Here is a 17199-nt window from a genome sequence, read left to right as displayed (position 1 = left end):
TCCCCCACCTCACTTCGAAGGATCCTGCTCAAGCCTGGCCCTTAACTGGCCACATGCTGCTTCAATATCGGTTCCCCGTTCCTCCCGAACCACAGCTGACACACCGGCCTGGTTCAGTTCTCTAACAAAGTCTCGAACTCTGGTTGAACGAACAAAATCAGCGCCGGTTATTGGATTAATTGGAATTACATTTATATTAGCCAGCATACCTTTTAGTAAACAACTTAAGTCAGCCACATCCGCTGGCCGATCGTTCACCCCGTTAATCAAGGCGTATTCAAAGGTTACCCGCCGGCCAGTCTGTTCACTGTACTCACGGCAAGCCGTTATTAACATGCGCAACGGGTATTTCCGATTCAAAGGAACAAGTCGATCGCGCAGCCGATCATTGGCCGCATGTAAGGACACGGCCAGGGTAATTGACAGATTCTCTATGGCCAGGTCCCGAATCCTGGGAACTACACCCGCAGTCGAGACTGTGATCCGGCGCATACCAATATTCAAGCCGCGGGGATGATTGAGCAGGCGAATACTTTTTAGCAAAGCAGTATAATTTAATAAGGGTTCGCCCATCCCCATAAAAACAATATTAGTGATTCCTGGTTCCCGCTTGGATGAACCTGTCTTCACCAGTTCATCTCGTTTGATGGTTAAAACCTGTCCAACAATTTCGCCGACGCTTAGATTGCGAACAAATCCAGACTGGCCAGTGGCACAAAAAGGGCAACCAATTGGGCAGCCGACTTGCGACGAAACACAAATCGTTTTGCGGTCACGGGCCAGGTCCAGGCTGTACCGCATCAACACCGTCTCAACCCGTTGCCCATCGCTCAATTCTAACAGGTACTTGACCGTATCCGCTTTTGCGGAAGTTCGTGTGGTAATTATTCGGGGTAAAATAAGTTGAGCTTCGCTGGCCAGTCTCGTGCGCAGCGCCAGGGGCAAATTAGACATTTCGGCAAATGAGGTGGCTCCCTTCTGGTATATCCACTCGAAAACCTGCTGTGCCCTATAGCGCTGCTCGCCGAGTCCGCACAAATACTGCTCTATTTCTTCCAGCGACATTCCAACCAGGTTGGGTAATAAATTCATCATGTATCCTCTTTTCTATAATACAGCGAAATGATTTTCAATACCAGTATACATCAGTTTCTAAACTGATGTTTCTGATTTGACCAGCCGGCTGACAAAAAAACCATCCGTCCCGTGACGATGCGGCCACAGTTGGAGCCAACCAGCTTTAGCCGTTTCCTGATCATCCCGCCCTGTTAACGGAAACGGGATCAACTCCGTTAAATCATTAGTGGTAAATTCTGGATGTCGACAGAGAAAGGCCTGAATCTGTCCCTGATTTTCCTCTGGTTCAGTTGTACAGGTGCTGTAGACCAGTACCCCTCCTGGGCGAACACATTCCGCCACCCGGTCTAAAATTTGCTGCTGAATTTTAGCCAGCTCAGCGATTTGGGTTGGCTCTTTTCGCCATCGGGCGTCTGGCCGGCGACGCAGTACCCCCAGGCCAGAACAAGGGGCATCAACCAGCACAAAGTCTGCTTTCCCGTTAAACTCAACTGGCAACTCGCGGGCGTCACCCGTTTGAACCACAACATTGGTAATACCCAAGCGCTGACAATTCTTTTCCACCAACCCAAGCTTGTGGGGATGGACATCAAAAGCAAGGATCCGCCCCTGGTTTTGCATAAATTGGGCCAGGTGAGTTGTTTTCCCCCCAGGAGCACTGCAGGCATCGATCACCAAACTTCCTGGCGTTGGTCGAACCACATAACTAACCAGCATCGAGCTTTCATCCTGCACCTGGAAAAAACCCTGTTCGAAGCTTTTCAATTCCACGATTGAGCTAAAATCACCGATCTTTAGCCCCTCCGGGATCAGGTTACTGGCTTCTACCTTAACCCCCTCCTGCTGTAAAACCTGCGTTAATTCTGCTGGTGACAGCCGCAGCGTATTGCAACGGATCGAGATCCCCGCTGCCTGATTATTAGCTTGACATAGTGCTTCCGTCTCGGTGAACCCCAGACGCGTCAACCAGCGCTCCACTAACCAGCTTGGGTGCGAATGCCTGATCGCCAGATAAGCAATCGGATCTTCGTTCTGGTTAGGCCAGGGCAGGTTGTTCAGGCCCCGGCTGATATTACGCAAGACCCCATTAACTAAACGGACTGTTCCTGCATGTCCATACCGGCGAGCCAGCTTGACCGACTCATTGACTGCCGCCCCTGGGGGGATCTTGCTTAAAAAAATCAACTGATAAACCCCAAGACGCAAAATATTACGGATCCAGGGGGTAAGCTTGACCAGTTTCTGACGCAAGAACTGCTCAAGGACCCAGTCCAGTGTGTTTAAGGAACGAACTACCCCGTAGACAAGTTCAGTCATCAGATGACGCTCAAGCCTTTCCAACGCGTGGCACCGTAAAAATTGGTCTAAGGCCAGATTAGCATAGGCCTTATCTCCTTCAACTCTAACCAAAACATGCAGGGCTCCTTCCCGCCCGGAGTAGGAGCCCTGATTAGACTGTTTCTTTAGGGTCACCAAAATCACTCCAAATTGTTAGCGTTAGTTATCATCCCGGTTCCCGAACATCCCCGAAAGGATCAGTAAACGGATCAGATTTAGAATACCCATCAAAGCGGCGGCCACATACGTCAGGGCAGCAGCGTTTAAAACAGCCCGGGTTGGGCCAACCTCTTCCCGGGTAATGTACCCACCGTCAACCAGGACTTCAATTGCCCGGTTGCTGGCATTAAATTCAACCGGCAGGGTTATCAGTTGAAACAGCACGACGGCGGAAAACGCCAATACACCCGTTTGGGCCAACATTGGCGAGCCAAAGATCAGACCGATGATGAGGAGCGGCATCGCCAAATTTGAACCAAAGGTGGCAATCGGGACAATGGCCGAGCGAATTCCGAGCGGAACATAACCAACGTCGTGTTGAATCGCATGGCCGGCTTCGTGCGCCGCCACCCCGATCGCCGCCAACGAGGAGCTACCATAGACCGGTTCCGATAGCCGCAGGGCTTTAGCTCGCGGATCGTAGTGGTCGGACAGAGTGCCAGCTACCGGTTCCACCCGCACATCGTAAATTCTGCTCTGACGGAGAATTTCTCTGGCCACTACCGCTCCCGTTAAGCCACGGGACGAAAAAACTTGAGAATAACGACTAAACGTTGATTGTACCTTCATTTGGGCATACAAACTCAAGAGGATCGCTGGAACCAGCAACAGGATCGTCCAGTCCAAAATCGGGAAAAACACACTAATCTCCTCCTTTAAGAAAATATTGGATGGCATTCTCCACCCGGTTTAAATTGACCTGAGTGTTAAAACACGGCCCTTGTGGCCGCTCGTTTATGATCCCGACCACCGGCAGCGGATTGATGTCCTGAATTCCACTGGTGAGGTCCCGTTCACAAGCAATGGCGACGACAGCCTGGGGACGATAATCCTTAATGAACTTTCGGGCAAAAGTCCCCCCGGTGGCCACGGCCAGCTTAACCCCGTAACGCTCGGTCAGCTCCAGCAAGCTACCAATTGAACAGCCACCACAGCGTTTGCAATTCTGGACATTGTTCGTAATCTTGATTGGGCAATCGGCCTTTTGCAGGCAGTGGGGTGTGAGTAACAAAACTTTGCCAGGTGACACCAGGTACTTCCGGGCCCGCACCAGTTGATTATTGACCTCGATAAATGAACTGCGGATTAAGTCCCGGTCAATATTAATAAGGCGACCCAGGTATAAAGCGATGGGAAACAATAGGTTAGTGGCAATGCGTATCGGACTCTGCAGCGGAGGGATTGATCTGGCTAACCAGATAGTCAAGACAATCCCGCCGATTCCAAACGCTACCATGCCCAACAGGATTAAGAATAAACTCCCTACACTCAATAGGAGTATCTGATTGATCAGGCTGAACCGATTAAGCGCAAGATACCACACCAGCCCCACCAGCAGCAGAACAACCAGCAAGCTTAGACAAATCAGCCCAACAAATAGTCTTTTCTTGGGGTACATATTCTCACTTCCCAGCCCCTACCCCTAGCCTAATCGCAAACCAGGCTTTATCCGATAACCCCGACAAAAGTCTGCTCCCGTCATGCGCTGCTTGCCGGCCGGCTGTACCTCAGTCACTAATAACAAACCACCTCCAGTCTGCACGACGAACCCCCGATCTTTGATTATTTCCACGACTTCACCAGGTAGAGCAGAATGCTTACTCGACTGGTCATGGACTGCTGGCCAGATTTCAGCTTGCCAAACCTTCAACTCCTGATCAGCGGCCAAAGTATATGCCCCTGGCCAGGGATTAAGGCCGCGCACCAGGTTTTTCACTCTGGTAGCTGACCACTGCCAATCGATTTTCTCATGTTCTCGTTTAAGCGGTGGAGCGTAACTGACCAGGTGCGAATCCTGGGGAATACGGGGAGCAATTCCCGCCTGAATTTCCGTCAGTGTTTGCACCAGCAAATCAGCCCCTACCTTGGCCAGCTGGTCATGAACTTCCCCCACTGTGACCGAGTCGCCGATCGTTACCGCCGACTGCCGGATGATATCTCCGGCATCTAACTCCTCGGTCATATACATTGTGGTAACCCCGGTTTTGGTCTCGCCATTAATTATCGCCCAATGGATCGGAGCGGCTCCTCGATAGCGGGGTAACAACGAGGCATGAACGTTAATGCAGCCTAGTTTAGGGATATCCAACACATCTTTTGATAAGATTTGACCAAAGGCAACTACTACAATCAGCTCCGGGTTTACTTCACGCAGCAGGGCGACAAAGTCTTCTGCCCTGACTTTATTTGGCTGCCAAACTGGAAGCTGCAGGCGTTCCGCTAATTGTTTTACCGGTGTAGGTGCCATTTGCTGCCCCCGGCCACGGGGACGGTCGGGCTGGGTCACCACCCCCACCACCTCATGGCCGGCCGCCACCACTGCTCTTAAGGATGGCACAGCGAACTCCGCACTGCCCATAAACACTAACCGCATCCAAAACACCCTGCCCTGTTATTATTCATAAGTGACACATGGTCTATCTACCTCATGAAGCGGATCGTTTTATCCACGAATAGGATCCCGTCCAGATGGTCAATTTCATGCTGTAAGGCCCGTGCCAGCATCCCCTGGCCGGCAACCTCAACCAGCTGACCATGCCGGTTCAGACCTCTCGCTTTTACCCGGTAGGCCCGCTTAACCTCTCCTGCTACGCCAGGGATGCTCAAACACCCCTCAACGCTAATCTCCTCGCCTGACTGTTCGACAATCTCGGGGTTGATCATTTCAACCAGTTGGCCGTCAACTTCAACCACGATCACCCGTTTAGAAACCCCGATCTGCGGAGCCGCCAGACCAACTCCCTGAGCCTGACGCATTGTATCCACCATATTGTCAAGCAGTTTTAGGATGTTCGGTGTTATCTTAGGCACTGGTTTTGCCTTTTCCCGCAAGACTGGATCGCCAATCTCCACGATTTTGTATACGGCCATGCCTCTGCCTCCTTATTCTATTCATAACATCCCCAATGGGTCTACGTCTATATTCAACCGCAATCCCTTGTGCTGATGATTCTGTTCGAAGTCACTGGTTGCAAGTTGAATTATTTCTCTTAACATCGCCACCGTTTGTCCTTTCAAGACGATCTGCCAGCGCCAGCGGTTTTTAATCCTTTCTAAAAAGGCCGGGGCTGGCCCCAATATTTCGCAATTACCACCTTCCGGCAGGTATTTCGCTAAATAACGCCCCAGCATTTCGGCTCCCTGGCGAACCGCAGTTTCCTGAAAGCCACTCATTACAACCCTGACCAGATGAAGGAACGGCGGGTAACCCCACTTTTCCCGGTGCTTGATTTCTTCGGCATAAAATGTCGCATAATCATGTTGTTGAGCAGTAACAATACTGTAATGGTCCGGGCGATACGTCTGGATAATTACCTCACCGGGACGCTCGCCGCGGCCGGCGCGTCCCGCCACCTGGGTCAGAAGTTGAAAAGTCCGCTCACCCGCCCGAAAATCAGGTAAGTTCAGCGTTGGATCGGCACTAACCACTCCTACCAGGGTGACATTCGGAAAGTCAAGTCCCTTGGCCACCATCTGAGTCCCAACCAGGACGTCCACTTCACCGCGCCGAAAAGCTTGATAGTATTCTTCGTACGCTCCCCGCCGGGCCGTGGTGTCCACATCAACTCGAATGACCCTGGCCTGCGGAAACAGGCGGACCACTTCCGCCTCTACCCGTTCCGTACCCACACCAAAATGTCGAATGTAGTCACTGTGGCAGGCTGGGCACCGGCTGGGGATGGTCCTCCCGTAATTACAGTAATGGCACCGCAACTGTGACGCCGTTGCGTGGTAAGTCAGGGCAATCCCGCAGCGAGGACAGCACAATACCAAACCGCAGTGACGACAGCTGACAAAGGTGGCAAATCCCCGGCGGTTCAGAAACAAGATGGTTTGCTCACCCCGGGTCAACCGCTCGTGCAGTTTCTCCTGGAGCATTCGACTGAAGATACTGCGGTTACCCGCTTTGATTTCCTCTCGCAAATCCACGACGATTACCTGCGGCAGTGGACGGGATTCAACCCGCTGGTTCAGGGTAATTAATTCATAGCTACCGGTCAAGCTAGACCGGTAGCTTTCTAGCGATGGCGTGGCACTTCCGAGAAGCAAAACTACATTTTCTAACTCGGCCCGTTTCCGGGCAACTTCCCGTGCGTGATATTTGGGGTCATCCTCCTGTTTATAAGAGTTTTCGTGCTCTTCGTCAATAATGATCAGACCCAGTCTATTGAACGGCGCGAAAATCGCCGAGCGTGCCCCAACGGCGATACTCACCTGGCCAGTCCGAATTTTCAGCCACTCTTGATATCTCTCTGCCGTTGACAAGCGACTGTGCAAGACCGCCACCTGGCTTCCAAAACGCTGGCGAAATTGGGCAACTATTTGTGGGGTCAAAGATATTTCCGGCACTAACACAATAGCCTGACGCCCAGTAAGAAGGACCTGTTCGATCGCTCGCAGGTAGATCTCCGTCTTTCCACTCCCGGTTACCCCGTGCAGATTAATCACCCGGTATCCACCGCGATCAAGGGCAGTCGCAATGCGGAGCAGAGCTCTCTCTTGCTCCACAGTCAAGCGGGGTTTCATCAGCGCGCCTTGGACGGACTCGCCCAGCCTGCAGGGCCAGACGATTTCCGCCGCCCGCCGGCGGCGAACCACGTTCGTTTGCCGGGTGATCAGCCTCCGCTCGACCAGGTCAGCCAGCAGTTCGTCTTTCCTTCCAGCCGGCAATATCCGCCCGAGTTTACCGACAGGGGTCTCCCCATTTTCCCAGAGCCAGGCTAGAAGCTTGGCAACCGGAGGATCGATGGTTTCCCAGTAATCAATCCAGCTAGCCAGCTCCTCCTCTGTCTCTATGCCCAGTCCAATCACATCCTGGCCTGTCACTTTCAATCCCGCGGGTAGGAAACACTTCAAGACCTTGATCAGAGGACAGAGATAATAAGAAGCGATCCAGCGTGCCAACTCAAGCATTACGGGGTCGAAAAGCGGCTCAGGGTCTAACAATTGACAAATTTCCTTTGGCTCAGGTACCGGTGAGCGGTCAACTAAATTGACCACAAAACCCTCGACGTGACGGTGGCCGAAAGGTACCCATACCCGAGCTCCCAGACGCAACTGATCAGCCAATGCTGAAGGGATAGCATAGTGGAATGTCCGGTCGAGGCGCGAGTAAGGCGCATCAACAACCACTTCTGCAAACTCAGCCGCCATTCCACTCCCCCCTAACTGTAGACTATTTATTGTGCGTCTAAACCCCTTTTTATTTTTAAATTAATTATAACAAACGCCAATCCATTTATGAAGGCAATAAAAGGCAATTGCTTCTAAATAAAAGAGAGTGAGCTTCAATCCCACTCTCCTCTCCACTATAATCCAGCATCACGTCGGAGCATCTCGGCTTTATCGGTCTTTTCCCATGGCAAATCGAGTTCGCTTCGGCCAAAATGTCCGTAGGCCGCCGTCTGGCGGTAAATCGGGCGGCGCAAATCGAGACTGCGAATAATGGCGGCCGGCCGAAGGTCAAAATGCCGTTTAATCAGTTCGACTATCTGCTCATCACTGATCTTCCCCGTCCCGAACGTGGTCACCGAAATTGATACCGGACGGGCTACCCCAATCGCGTAGGCCAACTGAACCTCGCAGCGTTTAGCCAGTCCGGCCGCGACGATGTTCTTGGCCACGTAGCGGGCCGCGTAACTGGCCGAACGGTCAACTTTTGTCGGATCCTTACCGGAAAAAGCTCCCCCACCATGGCGGGCCATCCCGCCGTATGTGTCAACGATGATCTTGCGGCCGGTTAGACCACAGTCACCCTGGGGACCCCCGACAACGAAACGACCGGTCGGGTTAATAAAATACCGGGTCCGTTCGTCTAAAAAATCCGCCGGGACAACTGCTTTTATAACCTTATTCAAGATATCCTGTTTGATGGTTTCCAGATCAACTTCCGGCGAATGTTGTGCCGAGACAACAATGGTATCGATCCTCACTGGGCGATCGTCATCATATTCCACGGTGACCTGGGTTTTCCCATCTGGCCTCAGGTATGAGATCTCCCCTGATTTACGTACCTCTGTCAATCGCCGGGCTAAGCGGTGGGCCAGGGCAATCGGCATTGGCATCAGTTCCGGCGTCTCATCCGTAGCATACCCAAACATCATCCCCTGGTCGCCCGCGCAAGTGCTTCAATTTCATTTTCCATTTCGCCCTGTTTAGCTTCCAGGGCCTGGTTAACCCCCAGGGCAATATCTGGCGACTGTTCATCGATCGACGTGATCACCGCACAGGTATCACAGTCAAATCCATATTTGGCCCGGGTATAGCCAATTTCCCGCACCGTTTCCCGCACCAACCGGGGAATGTCAACGTAACAGTTGGTCGTGATTTCCCCAGCCACCAGGACCAGGCCGGTAGTGACCAGGGTTTCACAAGCCACTCTGGCGTCAGGGTCTTGCTCTAGAATGGCATCCAGAACCGCATCTGAGATTTGGTCCGCGATTTTATCAGGGTGACCTTCAGTAACCGACTCGGACGTGAATAGTTTTTTTGCCAATTCAACGGTTCCTCCTTCCTCATGTCCAATGCATTATTTCTTTAAATCAACTCGGTTACAGCATCAAAAATCCGGTGCGCAACCTCATATTTACTCAGTTTTGGCAGGTCAACCATTAGGCCATTCGCGGAAATCAAGGTCACAATGTTGGTTTCTTCTCCAAAACCCGCCCCGGTTTGAGTTATATCGTTGGCAACAATCAAATCAAGGTTTTTCTGCTGGATCTTATTCTTAGCGTACTCAATAACATTTTCCGACTCAGCCGCAAAACCAACCAGAATTTGATGTTCTTTGCGTTTACCCAATTCATATAAAATATCTGGGTTGCGTTCCAGCTCAATAATTAAATTGCCTTCTCCTTTTTTGATTTTCTGTTCCGCCCTGCGTTTAGGACGATAATCCGCTACCGCCGCTGCTTTCACAACAATGTGGCTGGTAGGGAAATGTTTCATGACCGCTTCGTACATCTCGATAGCACTGGTTACCGGAATAAAAGTGACATTAGCTGGCGGCGCCAAATTGGTCGGGCCGCTGACAAGAATCACCCGTGCTCCACGGTCGCGGGCCGCTTCAGCCAGGGCGTACCCCATCTTTCCGGTACTGTGGTTGGTAATAAACCGAACCGGGTCCAAAGCCTCTCTGGTTGCCCCGGCGGTGACCAGCACTGTTTTCCCCCGTAAATCTTGTTTTACATGCAGGGTAGTCAAAATTGCCTCAATAATTACTTCCGGCTCGGGTAACCGTCCCTTACCCGTATCACCGCAGGCCAGATGACCTGAAGCCGGTTCTATAATCTGGAAGCCTAGGCGGCGCAACCTGGCCAGGTTTTCCTGAAAAATCGGATTCTCATACATATTTACGTTCATGGAGGGTGCGATCAGGACAGGGGCCCGCGTCGCCATGACCAGGGTAGACAACAGGTTATCAGCAATTCCATGGGCTATTTTGCCAACAATGTTAGCAGTTGCCGGCGCAATCAGCACCACATCGGCCCGCTGGGCCAAATCGATATGCTGCACCGGCCCGGTGCTGGTTTCGGCAAACGTATCAATTGAGACCGGGTTTTGTGAAATTGTCCGCATCACCAGCGGAGTCACAAACCTGGTTGCCGCCTCGGTCATCACGACAAAAACGTCAGCCCCAAGTTTCTTCAGTCGGCTGACCAAGTCAACCATCTTATAGGCAGCAATACCGCCAGTTACTCCAACCAGTACTACCTTCCCTTTCAGCATTTGCTCCCCCTCCAAAGCAGATCTCCCAGCATACCCATAGGAAAGGGTACTCATCCGCTGGTGCCATGCTGGAAACAGCCGGACTGAGTACCACCATTAAAACACTTACTTAATACCACTTTTTGTTCGCTCATACTTTATTTTTCTGGCAGCGATTTCCTGTAAAGCAATTGTAACTGGCTTGCTCGATTTCACGGTAACCAGCGGTGCATGTCCTTCCGTGATCATTCGAGCCCTCTTGGCAGCCGCCACCACCAAAGTGTACTTGCTGTCGACATTCTTCATCAAGCTTTCAAGGGATGGTTGCTCCATAGAAGACTCCATTCCTCCTTTGGCTTATGTAGTTAGATGGAAAATCTGCCGACTGACCCGGCATCTTTCGGCTATTAAGATGGCTTTCAGCTTCTCCACCGCCCGAGTGACTTCATCATTTAATACAACGTAATCGTAATCAGTAACATGACTCAGTTCATCACTCGCACAACTTAAGCGTTTGCGGATCTCTTCTTCTGAATCGGCACCACGCTTAACAATGCGGACGGCCAGTTCCTCCAGGGAAGGAGGCATCACAAATACAAATACCCCCGCTGGGAACTTCTCTTTAATCTGGCGAGCTCCCTGAATATCAATCTCCAAGATAATATCCCGGCCACTGGCCAGAGTTTCCTCCACAAACTTACGCGGTGTGCCATAATAATGATCATAAACCTGGGCCCATTCCAAAAGCTCTCCCCGTTCAGCCATATCTTGAAATTCGGCAGTAGACAAAAAGAAATAATTCACCCCGTGATTTTCCCCCGGTCTCGGGGAACGGGTAGTCACCGAGATAGAATACGTCAGTTCAGGGCACTTTTGCAGCAGCGCTTTGCATAAAGTACCCTTCCCCGCGCCAGAAGGTCCAGACAATACCAGCAGAATTCCGCAACTCGGCCTGGCCCAAAACTTCCGTTCAGACATTATTCAGCATCCTCGTTTTGTTGGGTAATCTCTTTCGCCGATAGGCGGTGGGCAACCGTTTCTGGTTGAACAGCTGACAAAATAACGTGATCACTGTCGGTAATGATAACCGCTCGAGTACGTCGGCCATAAGTTGCATCAATCAACATTCCCCGTTCTCGGGCTTCTTGAATGATCCGCTTGATCGGGGCCGATTCCGGGCTAACAATCGCCACAATGCGATTGGCCGAAACAATGTTTCCAAACCCAATGTTAATCAGTTTAATTTCCATGCTTCCCTGGTGAAGTCACTCCTCCCAGGATTCACCTCCTTGCATATTTAGGTTGGGCCTGTCCCAACACTGGGTTGCGGTGAGAATACTATTCAATGTTCTGGATTTGCTCGCGGATTTTTTCGAGTTCGCTTTTGACTTCCACCACCAGGTGAGCAATGGGTAAATCATTAGCCTTTGACCCAATGGTATTAATCTCGCGACCCATTTCCTGTACCAGAAACTCAAGTTTACGCCCAATCGGCGTGTCAAGTCCCAGTGTTTCTCGGAATTGGTGCAAGTGACTGTCCAACCGAACCAGCTCTTCGGTAATATTGCAGCGTTCAGCAAAAACAGCCACTTCCATGGCCAGGCGCGCCTCATCAACCGTGGTCTCACCCAGCAGTTCTTGGACCCTCATTTGTAAACGTTCACGATAGGACTGGACGACATACGGCACTCGCGCCTCAATTTCCTTAATAAATTGTGCAATTTTGTTTAATCTATGTATTAAATCCTCGCCCAGCTTCTTGCCCTCCTGCTGGCGCATCAAAATCAATTCTTCTACGGCCAGAGAAACAGCAGGCTCGGCTACTGACCAGATTGTCTCCAGGTCGTTTTCGGGTTCCTCGAGCTTGAGCACCTCCGGCAGACCTGCTACCTGGTCAACTCCAACTTGAAGGGGAATTTCCAGTATTTGCGCCAATTCCTTCAAAGAATTATAATAAGCTATCGCTAATGCCTTGTCAACCTTTACCAAACGGCTTTTTTCACTTTCATCTTCAATGTTCAAATAAACATCAATCCGCCCACGGGAAACTTTATTCAATATGACCCGACGGATTCGTTCTTCTAGTGGGGAATACTGCCGCGGCAACCGTACCACTACTTCACTGTAGCGGTGGTTTACGGCCTTCATCTCGGCCACAATAATCTTTCCCTCACCGCAAACCTCAGCCCGTCCAAAACCCGTCATGCTTCTTGGCACCGGACAACCCCCTAATCAGAGATAATCATCTTCACTAAGCCCCACTCCTGCATATTGTTTCCATCAACCGGCAGGCTATACAAGAATAACCAAATTTAGGGACTCAGTCATTTAAAGCATAGTATTTCGACCAGAAAAACGAAAATCCTTTTTTAGAAAAAGAAAAAACAGTGTAGGTTTTCCACCGCTTGAGCAACCTAGCGAGAATGGTGCACCCTGAGATAAACAAACTTTAGTCTTATTGGATGGATAACCCAGTAATAAATCCCTGCCATAACCGTTTGCCAACCGCCGCCAACCAAACAGATCGTCCATTGTAACGGGTGAAGCGGGACAGTATGGAAAACATTCTGCAGCCACGGAACGTATATTACAGTCAGTTGCATCAATGCAGAACAAACTACTGCCAGTACTAAATATGGATTAGAGAAAAATCCGAGCTCAAACACCGAATAATGCTCCGATTTACAATCAAACACATAAAACAACTGACAAAAGACCAGGGTACAGAACGCCATCGTTCGGGCTTGACTGATTTGGTCACCACCCCTTGCTGGTAACAGGAAGAGTCCGATCAAAAAAACCAGCAGCGTCACCAAGCCGATCTGGGCACCGCGGGAAGCGATTTTCCCTCCTAGACCGTGAGAAAAAACACTTTCGCGCGGATGACGAGGTGGTCGGCGCATTACATCGGGATCCGCATTTTCCAACCCTAAAGCGATCGCCGGCAAGCCATCGGTGACCAGATTGACCCAGAGCATCTGGATCGGAAGGAGGGGAAGCGGCAATCCCATTAAAGTCCCTAAAAACATGGTTAAGACCTCTCCCGTATTGCAGGCCAGGAGGTAGCGGATGAACTTGCGAATATTATCGTAGATGGCTCGCCCCTCTTCAACTGCCGCTACAATAGTGGCAAAGTTGTCATCCGCCAGGACCATCGCCGAGGCTTCCTTCGTCACATCCGTACCCGTTCTCCCCATGGCAATGCCGATGTCAGCTTCCTTGACAGCCGGGGCGTCATTGACCCCATCTCCTGTCATAGCCGTAATGTGGCCGCGCTGTTTTAGGGCACGAACAATCCGCAGTTTGTGTTTGGGAGATACCCGGGCATAAACCGCAATGTCGTCTACCCTTTTGGCCAGTTCCTCATCTGACCACCGGTCAAGTTCCTTCCCGGTGACTGACTGTTCCTTCCCACGGATGATCCCGAGTTCACGAGCAATGGCACAGGCGGTGACCTGGTGATCCCCAGTTATCATCACTGTCTTTATTCCCGCTGCTTGCGACAACTCAACTGCCCGGATGGCCGACGGTCGCGGGGGATCGAGCATCCCGGCCAGACCAACAAAAACCAGATTTTTTTCCACAGTATCCACTTCAAGCTCTTCAAAGTTGGGCGGTAACTCCCGGTAAGCGAAAGCCAACACGCGAAGGGCCTGCCGGGCCATATCTTCATTGTGTCGAAGAACCAAGTCCTTATGCTCATTGGTCAACCGAACCACTCGGCCAGCGAGTTCAATGTAATCACACAGGTCGAGGATGACATCCGGTGCTCCTTTTACATAGGCAGTGCGCTGCCCGTTATCCTTCTGACAAACCACACTCATCCGCTTCCGTTCAGAGTCAAAAGGAAGTTCAGTCAGTCGTGGCTCCTGCTTTTCTAATTCCTTCTGAGTGACTCCTCCTTTCGCGGTCAAAACAACCAGGGCCCCTTCCGTCGGGTCCCCGCTAATGCTCCACTCACGGTTGCCTTTCTTGCCAGTTATCCAGTCTTTAACACTCAACTTCTCTCTTTTGAGCTGAGCATTGTTACACATCGCCGCTATCTTGAGCAGTTTATCCAAGCCCTCCCGTTCTTTTTTGGTTAAGGGTTTCCCTTTTAATTCAAATTCCCCTCTGGGTTCATAACCTTCCCCGGTGACCTGAATCGTCTGGCCGTTGACAAAAATTTGCCGCACCGTCATCTCGTTTTTTGTCAGTGTGCCGGTTTTATCCGAACAAATCACAGTTGCACAGCCTAGAGTTTCAACCGCTGGCAATTTCCGTACGATCGCCTGACGGCGAATCATTTTCTGCACCCCAATCGCCAGAGCGATTGTGACGATCGCCGGGAGTCCCTCGGGGATAGCCGCCACCGCCAGGCTGATCCCCGATAGAAACATTTGCATAGGGGACTCACCCCGCCAGATACCGGTAACAGCAACCACAGCACAGATTCCCAGACAGAGAAAAACCAGAATCTTGCCCAGCTGTTCCAGGCGTTTTTGCAGTGGGGTATCCTCTTCTCCTACGGTCTGCATAATCGCGGCGATTTGTCCCATCTCTGTATGCATGCCGGTACTAACAACCAAACCCTGACCCCGTCCGCGAGTAACCACTGTTCCCATGTAAGCCATGTTCCGTCGGTCACCCAAACCGCTCTCCGGGTCTGGTAGTTTATCAGTGCGCTTTTTCACTGGAATGGACTCTCCCGTTAATGTTGATTCCTCGATCTCCAGGTTAACCGCCTTGGTTAGACGCAGGTCCGCCGCAATCCGGTCGCCGGTTTCCAGGTTCACTAGGTCACCAGGCACCAGATCAGCCGCCGGAATTTTTTTTTCTAGGCCATCTCTGAGCACCCTGGCTTCAGGAGCAGTTAGTTTCTTCAGGGCTTCCATAGATTTTTCCGCCCGATACTCTTGAATAAATCCCAATGTGGCATTTAAAACCACAATCGCCAAGATGGTTATCGCATCCGCCACCTCACCGAGCAATCCTGAAATAATCGTGGCCGTCAGCAAGATAAGAACCATAAAATCCTTAAACTGGGAAATAAACATCTTGATTGGAGATATGCGTGTTGGCTCAGCCAGTTGATTTGGACCATACTGCTCAAGGCGTCGAGTTGCCTCTTTACTACTTAATCCCTTGCGCAGATCCGTCCCCAATTTTGTTGTGGCTTCGATTAGGTCGAGCGAGTGCCATTGTCCCGAGGGATTCATCATATAAGACCTCCTTTTAAGCCCTGAACAATTATCAGCCGTATTTGGTATCGGCTTCCTCATATTCATATTCACATTGATGATAAAAAATAACTGGAATGGCAGCATATACGCAAAAAGAAACCCTATTCCTTTGAACCCAGGAATAGGGTAATTTTTGTCCACTATGGCATAGCGAACAAACCGAGTTGGAGAGTTTTTAAATTGCTTTTAGAAGTCCTCCAGCTTCAACTTATAAATGTGCTGCTCCCCATCATTGGCCGGTCGATCCAGATAGTACAGCGTGCGCCCAACCACGTTCGGCTCCAGACCACTGGTCAACCATCGCTTCTGGCCAGTGAGTAAATTCACTCCAATCAATTCGCGTGAATCCTGGTTACAGTAGACAATGTGGCTGGCATCGACCCAGCAAAGGCCATAGATTCGACCAGCCTCACGGGCAACCTGACGGCGGCATTGTCCACGGCGATCCATCAGCCATATGGTATCAGCAACCCCATCTTTCCTAAGAAAGGCGATCAGGGCTCCATCAGGAGAATAGCTTGGAAACAAATCACCTGGTTTAGCCAGGGAAGTCAAATCCGTCACCTCTCGGGTCGCAACTTCAATCTGCTTAATCAACGCATCAGTCATCTCCGGGCTGAGCACTTCATTAATCAACAGGTAGCATCCATCGGGCGACCAATTTAGCATCGATGTATCGACAAAATCAGTGGCCACCGGTTTTTCCGTCCCTCCATCGGGCGAGATCAAGGCAATTTGTTGAGTGTAACCCTCCGAATAAGGCAGCCCCGTCCAGTCCCCATAAGCGATTGTTCGACCGTCCGGCGACCAGGCTACGTAACTAAATCCGTTGACCTGTTGGGGAGTCGACCTGGTCGTTTTAATCACCCGCACCAGGCCATTAGCGAATGAGAACACACAAAGTTTCTCATCTTTTCCTCGAACCTCTTCCTGTTTAACAAAAGCCAGGTGTTGACCGTCAGGCGACCAGGACAAACTCCGACTCAACGTCTGACCGATGATAACGGTCTTTCCCTCTTCATTGAGGTATGAAAGACCATGGTCGTACCCTTCTCCGAGCAGGGCAATCCGCTTACCGTCAGGCGAAACCTTCAACCCTGCCAGGGGAAAACTGGGTTGGCAGATCACTTCCCCCAGGAACACCGGCTGTTTCTGCGGCGCACGCAAAACGATTTCCCTGGCCGTGCCGGTACTGTCAATACTCGCCTCAACGTAGAAATCAGGACGAAGGTCCTCAAACTTCACCAGCCAACCACCAGTTCTATGCAGATAAATCAGTCGAGTTGCCGGTTGGATTTTGACTCTGAATTTCGCCTCAGCTGGTTCGTGACCAATAATATCCAGAGTTCTGTCCTCTGTATTAATTGCAACCAGGTAACCCTTGACCATCTGCGGATCGGCTGAGGGGTGCTCAAAACTTGCGGTTTTTAACGGAAGAAAGGTAGCCCCTTCTGCATTAAGCTGAAAAACTCCCGGACGACTGCACCAAAAAAACAGCCCTATTCCAATCAGGAGCATGGGTATGAGAACGCCTCCTACAGTCTTCCGTTTCACCGCACGTCACTCCCTTTGGCCAAAATTAACCAGCGTATTATTACATATTCTTTCTACTTTATCAAATTCCCTCTATACACCA

General features: G+C 50.9%; 14 protein-coding genes and 1 pseudogene. All 15 read right to left on the bottom strand.

Features of this window, described 5'->3' with window-relative positions:
- Positions 1-9: 9 nt before the first annotated feature.
- The 15 genes and pseudogenes from rlmN to HPY81_09795 all read right to left on the bottom strand — a co-directional run bounded on the left by rlmN (position 10) and on the right by HPY81_09795 (position 17117).
- Positions 10-1092, bottom strand: coding sequence for a 23S rRNA (adenine(2503)-C(2))-methyltransferase RlmN (rlmN, locus tag HPY81_09865; protein ID NPV27720.1), 1083 nt, complete (start codon positions 1090-1092; stop codon positions 10-12).
- A gap of 60 nt (positions 1093-1152) precedes the next feature.
- The gene (gene rsmB, locus HPY81_09860; GenBank protein NPV27719.1) at positions 1153-2550 is read right to left on the bottom strand and encodes a 16S rRNA (cytosine(967)-C(5))-methyltransferase RsmB; all 1398 of its coding nucleotides are present in this window, start codon (positions 2548-2550) and stop codon (positions 1153-1155) included.
- A gap of 24 nt (positions 2551-2574) precedes the next feature.
- Positions 2575-3312, bottom strand: a complete 738-nt coding sequence (locus HPY81_09855; protein ID NPV27718.1) for a zinc metallopeptidase — start codon at positions 3310-3312, stop codon at positions 2575-2577.
- Complete coding sequence (locus HPY81_09850) at positions 3278-4033, bottom strand: DUF116 domain-containing protein (GenBank protein ID NPV27717.1); 756 nt, start codon at positions 4031-4033, stop codon at positions 3278-3280. Before HPY81_09850 ends, HPY81_09855 begins: the two co-directional genes overlap by 35 nt.
- Positions 4034-4057: 24 nt before the next feature.
- Positions 4058-5008: a methionyl-tRNA formyltransferase gene (locus tag HPY81_09845; protein NPV27716.1), complete on the bottom strand. Its 951-nt coding sequence runs from the start codon at positions 5006-5008 to the stop codon at positions 4058-4060.
- A 47-nt stretch (positions 5009-5055) separates the two neighbouring features.
- A complete protein-coding gene (gene def, locus HPY81_09840) occupies positions 5056-5505 on the bottom strand; it encodes a peptide deformylase (protein NPV27715.1) in 450 nt (149 codons plus the stop codon).
- A 21-nt stretch (positions 5506-5526) separates the two neighbouring features.
- Positions 5527-7788 (bottom strand): primosomal protein N', encoded by a 2262-nt coding sequence (priA, locus tag HPY81_09835; GenBank protein NPV27714.1) that lies wholly within the window; start codon positions 7786-7788, stop codon positions 5527-5529.
- A gap of 155 nt (positions 7789-7943) precedes the next feature.
- Positions 7944-9130: pseudogene (locus HPY81_09830) on the bottom strand (methionine adenosyltransferase).
- Positions 9131-9171: 41 nt separating this feature from the next.
- Positions 9172-10362 carry a bifunctional phosphopantothenoylcysteine decarboxylase/phosphopantothenate--cysteine ligase CoaBC gene (gene coaBC / locus HPY81_09825; protein ID NPV27713.1) on the bottom strand — a complete coding sequence of 397 codons (1191 nt, stop codon included), beginning with the start codon at positions 10360-10362 and terminating at the stop codon, positions 9172-9174.
- Between the two features lie 105 nt (positions 10363-10467).
- Positions 10468-10674 (bottom strand): DNA-directed RNA polymerase subunit omega, encoded by a 207-nt coding sequence (locus HPY81_09820; GenBank protein ID NPV27712.1) that lies wholly within the window; start codon positions 10672-10674, stop codon positions 10468-10470.
- 24 nt (positions 10675-10698) lie between these two features.
- Positions 10699-11319 carry a guanylate kinase gene (gmk, locus tag HPY81_09815; protein ID NPV27711.1) on the bottom strand — a complete coding sequence of 207 codons (621 nt, stop codon included), beginning with the start codon at positions 11317-11319 and terminating at the stop codon, positions 10699-10701.
- Positions 11319-11591 carry a DUF370 domain-containing protein gene (locus HPY81_09810; protein NPV27710.1) on the bottom strand — a complete coding sequence of 91 codons (273 nt, stop codon included), beginning with the start codon at positions 11589-11591 and terminating at the stop codon, positions 11319-11321. Before HPY81_09810 ends, gmk begins: the two co-directional genes overlap by 1 nt.
- An 88-nt stretch (positions 11592-11679) precedes the next feature.
- On the bottom strand, positions 11680-12558 hold the full coding sequence (locus tag HPY81_09805) for a YicC family protein (protein NPV27709.1): 879 nt from the start codon (positions 12556-12558) through the stop codon (positions 11680-11682).
- Between the two features lie 197 nt (positions 12559-12755).
- The gene (locus tag HPY81_09800) at positions 12756-15539 is read right to left on the bottom strand and encodes a calcium-transporting P-type ATPase, PMR1-type (protein NPV27708.1); all 2784 of its coding nucleotides are present in this window, start codon (positions 15537-15539) and stop codon (positions 12756-12758) included.
- Between the two features lie 210 nt (positions 15540-15749).
- Positions 15750-17117, bottom strand: a complete 1368-nt coding sequence (locus HPY81_09795; GenBank protein ID NPV27707.1) for a hypothetical protein — start codon at positions 17115-17117, stop codon at positions 15750-15752.
- Positions 17118-17199: the final 82 nt, after the last annotated feature.

The sequence above is a fragment of the Bacillota bacterium genome (assembly GCA_013178045.1).
In the GTDB taxonomy this organism is placed as follows: domain Bacteria; phylum Bacillota; class Ch66; order Ch66; family Ch66; genus Ch66.
Note: the sequence above shows the minus strand (reverse complement) of the source record. Positions and strands in the feature narration are given on the sequence as shown.